This is a genomic window from Nonomuraea sp. NPDC049480, assembly GCF_044465905.1.
In the GTDB taxonomy this organism is placed as follows: Bacteria; Actinomycetota; Actinomycetes; order Streptosporangiales; family Streptosporangiaceae; genus Nonomuraea.
Genome location: NZ_JBITMD010000020.1, coordinates 140,720 through 153,087, shown reverse-complemented (window position 1 = coordinate 153,087; position 12,368 = coordinate 140,720). Strand labels below are relative to the sequence as shown.

At 74.4% G+C, this 12,368-nt stretch carries 10 protein-coding genes and 1 riboswitch; of the genes, 5 read left to right on the top strand and 5 right to left on the bottom strand.

The window, feature by feature from the left end:
- Position 1 precedes the first annotated feature (1 nt).
- Together cobO and ACIBX3_RS42575 are read left to right on the top strand one after the other, a co-directional pair.
- The gene (gene cobO, locus ACIBX3_RS42580) at positions 2-604 is read left to right on the top strand and encodes a cob(I)yrinic acid a,c-diamide adenosyltransferase (RefSeq protein ID WP_397126288.1); all 603 of its coding nucleotides are present in this window, start codon (positions 2-4) and stop codon (positions 602-604) included.
- Positions 605-612: 8 nt separating this feature from the next.
- On the top strand, positions 613-1,935 hold the full coding sequence (locus ACIBX3_RS42575; RefSeq protein WP_397126359.1) for a cobyrinate a,c-diamide synthase: 1,323 nt from the start codon (positions 613-615) through the stop codon (positions 1,933-1,935).
- Here ACIBX3_RS42575 and cobN read toward each other — a convergent pair.
- The gene (cobN, locus tag ACIBX3_RS42570; protein WP_397126287.1) at positions 1,890-5,546 is read right to left on the bottom strand and encodes a cobaltochelatase subunit CobN; all 3,657 of its coding nucleotides are present in this window, start codon (positions 5,544-5,546) and stop codon (positions 1,890-1,892) included. The two genes, ACIBX3_RS42575 and cobN, sit on opposite strands and share 46 nt — an antisense overlap.
- A gap of 34 nt (positions 5,547-5,580) precedes the next feature.
- Positions 5,581-5,769, bottom strand: a riboswitch (cobalamin riboswitch).
- A 28-nt stretch (positions 5,770-5,797) separates the two neighbouring features.
- On the opposite strand from cobN, the gene ACIBX3_RS42565 reads away from it, so the two are divergent.
- Genes ACIBX3_RS42565 through ACIBX3_RS42555 form a run of 3 tightly spaced genes read left to right on the top strand, consistent with a single transcriptional unit; the run spans position 5,798 to position 9,224 of the window.
- Entirely contained in the window at positions 5,798-7,120 is a 1,323-nt protein-coding gene (locus tag ACIBX3_RS42565) for a precorrin-3B synthase (protein WP_397126286.1), read from the top strand.
- Positions 7,117-7,737 carry a precorrin-8X methylmutase gene (locus ACIBX3_RS42560; protein WP_397126285.1) on the top strand — a complete coding sequence of 207 codons (621 nt, stop codon included), beginning with the start codon at positions 7,117-7,119 and terminating at the stop codon, positions 7,735-7,737. Before ACIBX3_RS42565 ends, ACIBX3_RS42560 begins: the two co-directional genes overlap by 4 nt.
- Positions 7,738-7,742: 5 nt before the next feature.
- Positions 7,743-9,224, top strand: coding sequence for a precorrin-2 C(20)-methyltransferase (locus tag ACIBX3_RS42555; RefSeq protein WP_397126284.1), 1,482 nt, complete (start codon positions 7,743-7,745; stop codon positions 9,222-9,224).
- Here the strand turns inward: ACIBX3_RS42555 and ACIBX3_RS42550 are convergent.
- The 4 genes from ACIBX3_RS42550 to ACIBX3_RS42535 are packed head-to-tail and all read right to left on the bottom strand — an operon-like array spanning position 9,215 to position 12,324.
- A complete protein-coding gene (locus ACIBX3_RS42550) occupies positions 9,215-9,946 on the bottom strand; it encodes a cobalt-precorrin-6A reductase (RefSeq protein ID WP_397126283.1) in 732 nt (243 codons plus the stop codon). The genes ACIBX3_RS42555 and ACIBX3_RS42550 overlap by 10 nt on opposite strands.
- 37 nt (positions 9,947-9,983) lie before the next feature.
- The gene (gene cobM, locus ACIBX3_RS42545) at positions 9,984-10,727 is read right to left on the bottom strand and encodes a precorrin-4 C(11)-methyltransferase (protein ID WP_397126282.1); all 744 of its coding nucleotides are present in this window, start codon (positions 10,725-10,727) and stop codon (positions 9,984-9,986) included.
- The gene (gene cbiE / locus ACIBX3_RS42540; protein ID WP_397126281.1) at positions 10,724-11,941 is read right to left on the bottom strand and encodes a precorrin-6y C5,15-methyltransferase (decarboxylating) subunit CbiE; all 1,218 of its coding nucleotides are present in this window, start codon (positions 11,939-11,941) and stop codon (positions 10,724-10,726) included. Before cbiE ends, cobM begins: the two co-directional genes overlap by 4 nt.
- Positions 11,938-12,324, bottom strand: coding sequence for a pyridoxamine 5'-phosphate oxidase family protein (locus ACIBX3_RS42535; RefSeq protein ID WP_397126280.1), 387 nt, complete (start codon positions 12,322-12,324; stop codon positions 11,938-11,940). The genes cbiE and ACIBX3_RS42535 overlap by 4 nt, the downstream gene beginning before the upstream one ends.
- Positions 12,325-12,368 lie beyond the last annotated feature (44 nt).

Here is a 12,368-nt window from a genome sequence, read left to right as displayed (position 1 = left end):
CATGCCGCAGGGGAAGCCGGCCGTGGTGCCCGACGACGGCCTCACGACCCGGCAGCGCCGTACGAGGCCGCTGCTGATCGTGCACACCGGGCCGGGGAAGGGCAAGTCGACGGCCGCGTTCGGGATGGCGCTGCGGGCCTGGAACCAGGGGTGGCCGGTCGGCGTGTTCCAGTTCGTGAAGTCCGCCAAGTGGCGCATCGGGGAGGAGCGGGCGCTCAAGATCCTCGGCGGTACGGGCGAGGGCGGCTCGGTGACCTGGCACAAGATGGGCGAGGGCTGGTCGTGGATCCGGCGTCCGGGCGCCGAGGAGGACCACGCGGCCGACGCCCGCGAGGGGTGGGCGCAGATCAAGCGCGATCTGGCGGCCGAGACGTACCGGTTCTACGTGCTGGACGAGTTCACGTATCCGCTGAAGTGGGGCTGGGTGGACCTGGACGACGTGCTGGAGACGCTCACCGGGCGCCCCGGCAACCAGCACGTGGTGATCACCGGCAGGGACGCTCCCGAGCGGCTGGTCGAGGTCGCTGATCTCGTGACGGAGATGGGCAAGGTACGCCATCCCATGGACACCGGGCAGAAGGGTCAGAAGGGCATCGAGTGGTAGTGCCGCGGCTGGTCATCGCGGCGCCGTCGTCGGGCAGCGGCAAGACGACCGTGGCCACCGGGCTGATGGCGGCGCTGCGGGCGCGTGGGCTGAAGGTGTCGCCGCACAAGGTGGGGCCGGACTACATCGATCCCGGCTACCACGCGCTGGCCACCGGGCGGCCCGGCCGCAACCTGGACCCGTGGCTCGCGGGCGAGGAACGCGTCTTGCCGCTCTTCCTGCGCGGTGCGGCGGGGTGCGACGTGGCGGTGGTCGAGGGCGTGATGGGGCTGTTCGACGGCAAGGGGGACGCGGACTTCGCTTCCACCGCGCACGTCGCCCGGCTGCTGGACGCGCCCGTGGTGCTGGTGGTGGACGCGGCCCGGCAGAGCCGGTCGGTGGCGGCCGTGGCGCACGGGTTCGCCACGTTCGACCCGCGCGTACGGGTGGGCGGGGTGGTGCTCAACCGGGTGGCCTCGGACCGGCACGAGGAGCTGTGCCGGGGAGCGCTGGACGCGGCGGGCGTGCCGGTGCTCGGCGCGATCCGGCGCGACGACGCCGTCTCCACGCCCTCCCGCCATCTGGGGCTGATCCCGGCCGCGGAACGGGAGGCCGATGCGGTGGAGGCCGTGGAGCGGCTCGGTGCCCTGGTGGCGCGCTGCTGCGACCTGGACGGGCTGATGCGGCTGGCGGCGTCGGCGCCCCCGCTCATGGGCAGGGCCTGGGACCCGGCGAGGGAAACCCGGCGGATCGGGGAGGGCGTCGTCGTGGCGGTGGCGGGCGGGGCGGCGTTCACGTTCGGGTACGCCGAGCACGTCGAGCTGCTGCGGGCCGCGGGCGCGGACGTCGCGACCTTCGACCCGCTGCGCGACGAGAGGCTGCCGGACGGGACCGCCGCGCTGGTGATCGGGGGCGGCTTTCCCGAGGTGTACGCCGCCGAGCTGGCCGCCAACGAGCCGCTGCGCGACCAGGTGGCGTCCTTCGGCGGGCCGATCGCCGCCGAGTGCGCCGGGCTGCTCTACCTGTGCGAGGAGTTGGACGGACGGCGCATGTGCGGGCGGGTGCCGGGCCGGGCGCGGATGACCGGCAGGCTCACGCTCGGCTACCGGGAGGCCGTCGCCCTCGGGGACTCGCCGCTGACCAGGGCGGGCGAGCGTTTCCACGGGCACGAATTCCACCGCACCGCCGTCGCGTACGGGGGTGAGCCGCTGTTCCGCTGGCAGGACGGCGGCACGGACGGGTACGGCGACCCCCTCGTCACCGCGTCCTACCTGCACCTCCACTGGGCCGGGGCGCCGGCCCTCGCTCACCGGCTGGTCTCGTCCTCCAGGTCGCCCTCGGTCTTGAGATAGGCCTCCTGAAGGCCGCGCAGGATCTCCGGGTCCGGGTGCTCCCACATGCCGCGCTCGGCGGCCTCCAGGAGGCGTTCGGCGATGCCGTGCAGCGCCCACGGGTTCGACCGGGCCATGAACTCCTGGTTCTCGGGGTCGAGCACGTACGTCTCGGCGAGCTTGTCGTACATCCAGTCCGCCACCACACCCGTCGTGGCGTCGTAGCCGAAGAGGTAGTCCACGGTCGCGGCCAGCTCGAAGGCGCCTTTGTACCCGTGCCGCCGCATCGCCGCCAGCCATCGCGGGTTGACCACTCTGGCGCGGAAGATGCGTGACGTCTCCTCCGAAAGGGTGCGGGTGCGGACCGCGTCGGGGCGGGTGCTGTCGCCGACGTACGCGGCCGGGCTCCTGCCGGTGAGCGCGCGGACGGTGGCGATCATGCCGCCGTGGTACTGGAAATAGTCGTCCGAGTCGGCGATGTCGTGCTCGCGGGTGTCGATGTTCTTGGCCGCCACGGCGATCCTGCGGTAGGCGTCCTCCATCTGCGGGCGCGCGGCCACGCCCTCGAGGTCGCGGCCGTAGGCGAAGCCGCCCCACACGGCGTACACCTCGGCCAGGTCGGCGTCGTCGCGCCAGTTGCGGCTGTCGATCAGCGGCAGCAGGCCGGCCCCGTACGCGCCCGGGGCCGATCCGAAGATCCGCATCGTCGCCCGGCGCTCGTCGCCGCCGGTCGCGGCCACGTGGGCGCGTACGTAGTTGTCCTCGTGCGGCTCGTCCAGCCCGGCGGCCAGCCGTACGGCGTCGTCCAGCATGGCCACCACGTGCGGGAACGCGTCGCGGAAAAAACCGCTGATGCGGACCGTCACGTCGATCCGCGGGCGGCCCAGCTCCGCGAGCGGGATCGGCTCCAGGTTCGTGACCCGGCGTGACGCCTCGTCCCATACGGGGCGGATGCCCAGCAGGGCCAGCACCTCGGCCACGTCGTCGCCCGCCGTGCGCATCGCGCTCGTGCCCCAGACGGACAAACCAGCCGAACGCGGCCAGTCGCCGGTGTCGGCGCGGTAGCGCTCCAGCAGCGAATCCGCCATCGCCTGGCCCGTCTCCCAGGCCAGGCGGCTGGGCACCGCCCGGGGGTCGACCGAGTAGAAGTTGCGGCCGGTCGGCAGGACGTTGATCAGGCCGCGCAGCGGCGATCCGCTCGGCCCGGCCGGCACGTACCCGCCGTTCAGGGCATGGAGGACGTTATCCAGTTCGTCGGTGGTACGGGCCAGGCGCGGGACGACTTCGGCGGCGGCGAAGGCGAGAATCCGCGTCACGAGCTCCACCCGCTCGGCGGCGCCGCCTTCCGCAAGCCCGGCCGCGCCGTCCGGAGCCTCATCCGCGTCGGGGTGCGCCCCGACGGTGCGGGCGACCTCCGCCGCCGCCTCCACCGCCCATCCCCGCGCCTCCATCCCCTCCACCAGAGCGCGGGCGGTCGCCTCGGCCCGGTCCACGACCGCGACCCCGGCCGTCCCGTCCTCGGCCAGCCCGAGGGCCTCGCGCAGGCCGGGGAGGGATTCGCGGCCTGCCCACATCTGCCTGGCCCGCAGCATCGCCAGCACCAGATCCACCCGGACCGAACCGGCAGGCGCCTGCCCGAGCACGTGCAGGCCGTCGCGGATCTGCGCGTCCTTGACCTCGCACAGCCACCCGTCCACGTGCAGCAGGAAATCGTCGAACTCGGTGTCGTGCGGCCGATCCGCCAGCCCCAGATCGTGATCGAGCCGCGCCGCCTGGATCAGCGTCCAGATCTGCGCCCGGATCGCGGGCAGCTTGGCCGGGTCCATGGCGGCGATCGAGGCGTGCTCGTCCAGGAGCTGCTCCAGCCGGGCGATGTCCCCGTACGTCTCCGCCCGCGCCATCGGCGGCACCATGTGGTCCACCAGCACCGCGTGCGCCCGCCGCTTGGCCTGCGTGCCCTCGCCCGGGTCGTTCACCAGGAACGGGTAGATCAGCGGCAGGTCGCCGATGGCCGCGTCGGTGCCGCACGAGGCGGACATGCCCGCCGACTTGCCCGGCAGCCACTCCAGGTTGCCGTGCTTGCCCACATGCACCATCGCGTGCGCGCCGGAGCCCGCGAATTCGGCCGACAGCCAGCGGTAGGCGGCCAGGTAGTGGTGGCTGGGCGGCAGGTCGGGGTCGTGGTAGATCGCGATCGGGTTGTCGCCGAAGCCGCGCGGCGGCTGCACCATCACCACCACATTCCCGGCCCGCAGCGCGGCCAGGACGATGTCGCCGTCGTGGACGAACAGCTCGCCCGGGGGCGGTCCCCAGTGCCGCTCGATCTCGGCTCGGAGGTCGTCGGGGAGGGTTCGGTACCAGCGTTCGTACGAGGTGGCGGAGATGCGTACCGGATTGCCCGCCAGATGCTCCTCGGTCAGCCAGTCCTGGTCCTGGCCGCCCGCGGCGATCAGCGCGTGGATGAGCGCGTCACCGTCCTGCTCGGCCACGCCGGGAAAGCCTTCGCCCAGGTCGTAGCCCGACTCGGCGAGCCGGGCCAGCAGGCGTACGGTGCTGGCCGGGGTGTCCAGGCCGACCGCGTTGCCCACCCGGGAGTGCTTGGTCGGGTACGCCGACAACATCACGACCAGCCGCCGCTCGGCAGGCGGAGTGTGCCTGAGCAGGCCGTGCCGCACCGCGATGCCCGCCACCCGGGCAGCCCGCTCGGCGTCGGCGACGTAGACGGTCAGCCCGTCCCGATCGATCTCCTTGAACGAGAACGGGACGGTGATGATGCGCCCGTCGAACTCGGGGATGGCCACCTGCGAGGCGGCGTCCAGGGGTGAGAGGCCGTCGTCGTTCTCGTTCCACGCCTGCCGGCTGGTGGTCAGGCAGAGCCCCTGCAGGATCGGCACGTCGAGCGCGGCCAGCGCGCCCACGTCCCACGCCTCGTCGTCGCCGCCCGCGCCCGCGGTGGCCGGACGCGAGCCGCCCGCCGCGAGCACGGTCACCACCAGCGCGTCGGCGGCCCGCAGCGTGTCGAGCAGCTCGGGGTCGGCGGTCCGTAAGGAGGAGCAGAAGACCGGCAGCGCCTGACCGCCCGCCTCCTCGACGGCGGCGCAGAGCGTCTCGACGAACGCGGTGTTGCCCGCCATGTGATGCGCCCGGTAGTACAGCACGCCGATCACGGGTCCCCGCCGCGACCTCGCCTCGCGCTCCAGCAGCCCCCAGGAGGGCGTGGGCGCGGGCGGCGCGAATCCACGCCCGGTCAGCAGGACGGTGTCCGACAGGAAGGCGTGCAGCTCGGCCAGGTTGGCGGGCCCGCCGTGCGCGAGGTACGCGTGCGCGTCGGCGCAGACGCCGCCGCTCACCGTGGACAGCTCCATCAGCTCGGCGTCCGGCGCCTGCTCGCCGCCCAGCACCACGACGGGACGAGGCCCGGCCAGCAGCGCGTCGAGCCCTTCCGCCCAGGCGCGGCGGCCGCCGAGCAGGCGCACCACCACCAGGTCGGCGCCCTCCAGCAGGCCGGGCAGGTCATCGGGGTCCAGCCTGGCCGGGTTGCCGAGGTGGTAGGCCGCACGGCTGGCGCGGGCGCTCAGCAGGTCGGTGTCGGAGGTCGAGAGCAGCAGGACGGTACGGGTGTCCCCAGACACGGCGCAATCCTCCCTCGGGGTCCTCGCCCCGGTCGCGGGTGTTGCGACGGCAGGAGTCTCCTGGCTCCCGGATCGCCGCTCACCCCGGCCTTCCCGCCCGTCGCCGGGCAGTGGCCTGCGGTGGGGTTCGCTCCCCGGTCACAGTGGCGGGACCGCGCCGGATTCGCACCGGCTTCCTCCCTTTGCCATCGTCTACCGAGGAGCCTACGACAGAAGAGACCCCCGCCAGAACTGGCGTTAGCATCCTCTTCGTGTCCATAGCCGACATAGAAGCCGACATATCCGGAACCGCCGGGCGTGCGCGCCCCGACGCCTGCCCCGGCGCGCTCCAGGTGCACGAGGCCGCCGACGGGCCTCTCGCCCGCGTCCGCCTGCCCGGCGGCGCGATCTCCGCCGGGCAGCTCCGCGAGCTGGCGTCCTGCGCTGTGGACCTGGGCTCAGGCGTGATCGAGCTGACGTCTCGGGCGAACGTCCAGGTGCGGGGACTGCGATCGCCGGCCGCCTTCGCCGAGCGGATCGCGGCCGCGGGACTGCTGCCGTCGGCGGCGCACGAGCGCGTACGCAACATCGTCGCCTCGCCACTCGGCGGCCGCATCGGGCTCCTGGGCACGCAGCCCCTGGTGGAGGCCCTGGACCTGGCTTTGTGCGCGCGGCCCCGGCTGGCTGAGCTGCCGGGGCGGTTCCTGTTCGCGGTGGACGACGGGACGGGGGACACGCGGGCTCTCGGGGCCGACGTCACGTTCATGCCTGGGGCCACGGGCGGCCGGCTGCTGCTCGCGGGCTGCGACGCCGGCCTGACGGTGCCGGTGGGATCAGCGGTCCAGCACCTGATCGCCGCCGCCGAGGTCTTCCTCGACGAGCGGGAACGCGGGCTCTCCGACCGCGACCGGGCGGCGTGGCGGATCGCGGACCTGGAGGACGGCGGGGCCCGGATCGCCGAACGCCTCCGCGCCACCGGCACCGTGTCCCGCCCGCAGGCGGATGCGGACCCGAACCCCCGGCCCGCCGCATCGGCACGACCGCCTCAGGACGGCGGGCCGGGGGCGTTCGAGCGGCACGCGGGACGCATCGCGCAACAGGACGGCCGCGTGGCGCTGGAGGCCGTGGTGCCGCTCGGGCGCCTTTCCCCCGCCCAGGCGCACGCCATCGCCGACGCGGCGACGTCCGCCGACCAGGCGGCCGCGCCCACGTCCGGCGTCGAGGCGGGCGACTCGACCGGCGCGGCCTCCACGGGCGACGGCGTGCCCATCCGGTTCACCCCGTGGCGGACCGTCGTGCTGCTGGACCTGGCACCCACGGCAGCGGACCGGGCGGCACAGGCGCTGGAGACGGCCGGGCTGGCGACCGACCCCGGATCGCCCTGGGCCGGGGTGAGCGCGTGCACCGGCCGTCCCGGATGCGCGAAATCGCTGGCCGACGTGCAGGAGGACGCAAGGCGCTGGGTGGCGGCTCTGGACGGCCCGCCCCCGGCACCCGTGCACTGGGCCGGTTGCGAGCGGCGGTGCGGGCTCCCGCGTGGCCGGGTCGTCCAGATGGTGGCCACCGCCACCGGATACGAGGAAAGGCATCAGTGACCGACTACATCCGCGACGGCGCCGAGATCTACCGGCGCTCGTTCGCGACCATCCGCGCTGAGACCGATCTCACCGGGATGCCCCCGGACGTGGCCCAGGTCGCGGTACGGATGATCCACGCCTGCGGCATGACCGACCTCGTCACCGACCTCGCCTGGTCGCCCCAGGTCGTGTCCGCGGCCCGCGCGGCGATGCGTGGCGGCGCGCCCATCCTGTGCGACGCCATGATGGTCGCATCCGGCGTGACCAGACGGAGGCTGCCGGCAGCCAATGACGTCGTGTGCACGTTACAAGATCCACGAGTGCCTGAGCTGGCCGAACGCCTCGGGACCACGCGCAGCGCCGCCGCCCTGGAGTTGTGGCGCGACCGCCTGGACGGCGCGGTGGTGGCCATGGGCAACGCGCCGACCGCGCTGTTCCGGCTGCTGGAACTGGTCGCCGAGGGCGCGGGCCGGCCGGCGGCGGTGCTCGGCGTGCCGGTCGGCTTCATCGGCGCGTCCGAGTCCAAGCGAGCCCTGGCGGACAGCGACCTGGAATACCTGGTGGTGCACGGGCGCCGCGGCGGCAGTGCGATGACGGCGGCGGCGGTCAACGCCATCGCGAACGAAACGGAGTGACGGCGATGACGGGACGGCTGTACGGGGTCGGACTGGGCCCGGGCGATCCGGAGCTGGTCACGGTCAAGACGGCCCGGCTGATCGGCGAGGCGGACGTGATCGCGTACCACGCCGCCAGGCACGGCCGCAGCATCGCCCGCTCGATCGCCCTGCCGTACATGCGGGAAGGCCAGATCGAGGAGCTCCTGCTCTACCCGCTGACCACGGAGACCACCGACCACCCCGGCGGGTACCAGGGCGCGCTCGACGACTTCTACGCCGACTGCGCGGAACGCCTGGCCGCGCACCTGGACGCGGGCCGGACCGTGGTCGTGCTGAGCGAGGGCGACCCGCTGTTCTACGGCTCCTACATGCACATGCACAAGCGGCTCGCCCACCGCTACCCGACCGAGGTGGTGCCCGGCGTGACCTCGGTCAGCGCCGCCTCCGCCGTGCTGGGACGGCCGCTGGTGGAGCGGGACGAGGTGCTGACCGTGCTGCCGGGCACTCTGCCCGCCGAGGCGCTGGCCGAGCGGCTGCGCGGTACCGACTCGGCAGCGGTGCTGAAGCTGGGCAGGACGTTCGAGAAGGTCCGCGACGCCCTGGCGGAGGCCGGGCGGCTGGACGACGCCTGGTACGTCGAGCGCGCCACCATGGGCGCCGAGCGTGTCGCGCCGCTCAAGGACGTGGACCCCGACGGCGTCCCGTACTTCTCGCTGGCCCTGCTCGCCAGCCCGGCCGAGCGGACCTTCGTCGCCGAGCCGCCGGCGACGGAGGGGCGGGGCGAGGTGGCCGTGGTGGGGCTGGGCCCGGCGGGTCGGCCGTGGCTCACGCCGGAGGCGCAGGAGGCGCTGGCGGCGGCGACCGACCTGGTCGGGTACGGCCCGTACGTGGACCGGGTGGCGCCGAACCCGCGACAGCGCCGCCACCGCACCGACAACCGGGTCGAGGCCGAGCGCGCCAGGCACGCGCTTGAGCTGGCCAGGGGCGGCGCGCGGGTGGCCGTGGTGTCGTCGGGCGATCCGGGCGTGTTCGCGATGGCCAGCGCGGTGCTGGAGGAGGCGGCGGCCGGGTTCCCCGACGTGCCGGTGCGGATCGTGCCCGGGCTGACCGCGGCCCAGGCGGTGGCGAGCAGGGCGGGTGCGCCGCTCGGCCACGACTACTGCGTGCTGTCGCTGTCCGACCTGCTCAAGCCGTGGGAGGTGGTGGCCGATCGGCTGGCCGCCGCGGCGCGGGCGGATCTGGTGCTGGCGCTGTACAACCCGGCCTCGCGCAGCCGTACGTGGCAGCTCGGCGCGGCCCGGGACGTGCTGCTCGAACACCGCGACCCCGGCACACCCGTGGTGATCGGACGCGACGTGGGCGGGGCCGAGGAGAGCGTCACCGTCACGACGCTCGGCGAGCTGGACACCTCGCAGGTGGACATGCGCTGCCTGCTGATCGTCGGGTCGTCGACGACGAAGGTGACGGATCGCGGCGTCGTCTACACGCCGCGCCGCTATTCCTGAGCCCAGGCGGCCGCGGCCGCCACGGTGTCCACCAGCCGGACGCCGGGCGGCAGCGGCGGCCGGTTCACCATGATCACCGGTAGGCCGAGCTCGCGGGCGGCGACGAGCTTGGCGGCGGTCAGCCGGCCGCCGCTGTCCTTGGTGACCAGCACGTCCAGACGGTGCTCGCGGATGAGGGCCAGCTCGCCGTCGACGGTGTAGGGACCGCGGTCGAGCAGCACGTGGACGTCGTCCGGGACCGGCGGCTCCGGCGGATCGACCGACCTGGCCAGCAGCCACACGCCGGGCAGCCCCGTGAAGACCGGCAGGCTCCGCCGCCCGGTGGTGAGGAACACCCGCATCGGGGCGCGCAACCGGGCCGCGGCCTCGTGCAGGGACGCGACCCGCTGCCAGGAGTCTCCCGGCCCCTCCTGCCAGCCCGGCCGGCGCAGGACCAGCAGCGGCACGCCCGACCTCGCCGCCGCCTCGGCCGCCGACGCGGTCATCCGCGCCGCGAAGGGGTGGGTGGCGTCCACCATGGCGTCGATCTTCTCGCCGGCCAGGAAAGCCTCCAGCCCGGCCGCCCCTCCGAACCCACCCTGCCGCACCTCGCCCACCGGCAGGCGCGGCTTGCTCACCCGCCCGGCCAGCGACGACACGACGTGGACGCCGGGATCGGCGATCAGCTCGGCGGCCAGCGCCCGCGCCTCGGCCGTGCCACCCAGGATCAGGACCCGCTTCACGCCATGATCCCGCGCGTTCCCGGGCTCAGGACCCGCCTCATGCCCGTGCCCTCTCCGAGCTGTAGAGATGGCTGTCGGGGAACTGCGACGCCGACAACACCCGCCCGACGACGATCACGGCCGTCCGCCGGATCCCCGCCTCTCGGACCTTCCCGGCGATGTCCGCCAGCGTGCCGCGCAGGACGACCTCGTCGGCCCGGCTCGCCCGCGCCACCACCGCGACCGGGCAGTCGGACCCGTACGCGGGCAGCAGCTCCGCCACCACCGCGTCGATCCGCTGCACGGCCAGGTGCAGCACCATCGTGGCCCGGCTCGCGCCCAGCGTGGCCAGGTCCTCGCCCTCGGGCATCGGCGTGGCCCGTGCCGACGTGCGGGTCAGGATGACCGTCTGGCCGACGCCGGGCACGGTCAGCTCCCTGCTCAGCGCGGCCGCCGCCGCCGCGAACGCCGGCACCCCCGGCACCACCTCGTACGGCACCCCGAGCGCGTCCAGCCTGCGCATCTGCTCGGCCACCGCGCTGAACACCGACGGGTCCCCGGAATGCAGGCGCGCCACGTCCAGCCCGGCGCGGTGCGCGGTGAGCAGCTCCGCCACGATCTCGTCCAGCGTCAGGTTCGCCGTGTCCACCAGCCTGGCCCCCGCCGGGCAGGACTCCAGCAGCTCACGGGGCACCAGCGAGCCCGCGTACAGGCACACCGGCGACGACTCCAGCCGCCGCAGCCCGCGCAGCGTGATCAGGTCCGCGGCGCCGGGGCCCGCCCCGATGAAGTACACGGTCACGGCACGTCCTCCCTGGTGATCGACCACACGGTCACGGGCATCGCGGCCCGCCAGCCGGTGAACCCGCCGACGGGCGAGGCCCGCTGCACGGCCAGGCGCACCAGATCGCCGCCGAGCTTGGCGTACCAAGCGGCGAGCACGGCCTCCGACTCCACGGTGACGGCGTTCACCACGAGTCTGCCGCCCGGCCGCAGCGCCGCCCAGCAGGTCTCCAGCATCCCGGGCACGGTGGCGCCGCCGCCGACGAACACCGCGTCCGGCGCGGCCAGCCCCGCCAGCGCCTCGGGCGCCCTGCCCTCCACGACCCGCAACGACGGCACCCCGAGCCGGTCGGCGTTGCGGCGGACGGCGGCGGCCCGGTCCGCCCGGCTCTCGACCGCCACGGCGGCGTTCGAGGGGTGGCTGCGCATCCACTCGATGGCGATGCTGCCCGCGCCCGCGCCGACGTCCCACAGCAGCTCCCCGGGCAGCGGCGCCAGCCGCGACAGGCTGACGGCCCTGACCTCCCGCTTGGTGAGCTGCCCGTCGTGCTCGAACGCCGCGTCCGGCAGCCCGGGAACGCGGGCGAGCGGCTCGGCGCCGTGACCGGCGACGCACTCGAGGGCGATCACGTTCAGAGCGGACGGCACGGTGCCCGCCTCGGACGACGAGATCCCGGCCCACGCCTCGGCCGTTCCTCCCCGGATCGACTCCGATGCCGCGCCGAGATCCGACAGGACCGTCATCGGGCTCGGTCCGTACCCGAGCCCGATCACCAGTCCCGCGACAAGAGACGGGCCGGCCCCCAGCACGAGGACGCGCCGCCCGGGCAGGATCGCGGCGTTCAGCGCGGCCGGCGGACGCCCCACCAGGCTGACCACGTCCACCTGCTCCACCGGCCACCCCAGCCGCGCGCACGCCAGCGACAACGACGACAGATGCGGGATCACCTGGACCCGCGCCGCACCCAGCAGCCGCACCAGCGTGGAGCCGATGCCGTAGAACATCGGATCGCCGCTGGCCAGCACGCACACCTCGCGCCCGGTGTACCGCTCCACGAGCCCGGGCAGCGCCGGGAGCAGCGGCGACGGCCACGCCACCCGTTCGGCGGCGGAGGGCACGAGGTCGAGCTGCCGCGCGGACCCCATGAGCACCTCGGCGGCCTCCAGCGCCCGCCGCGCCCCGGCGGACAGCCCGTCCCAGCCGTCCGCCCCGATGCCGACGACGGTGATCACACGTTGCCCAGCACGCGCGTCACCTGGATCTCCACCACCACCCGCGCCGGGTTGGGCCGGGGCGGCTTGTAGCGGGCGGCGTAGCGGCGCTCGGCGTCCGCCACCTGCTCCGGCTCGGTACGCAGCACGGCCCGCCCCTCCAGCGTCGACCACCACCGGCCGTCCACCTGGCAGAGCGCGACCAGCGCGCCGGACGCGCCGATGAGCCTGGCCTTGTACGAGTTCCCCGACGTGATCACCCGGGCGACGCCGGTCTCCAGATCCAGGGTCGCGCCCACCGGCACGACGTGCGGCGGCCCGCTTGGACGCGCCGTGGACAGCGTGCACAGGTGCCGCTCCTGCCAGAACGCGGCGAACACGGCGCCCTGCTCGACCAGGTTCACGAGCCTCCTTGGGTGATTTGCGAGGCATATCGTATAACCGCAGG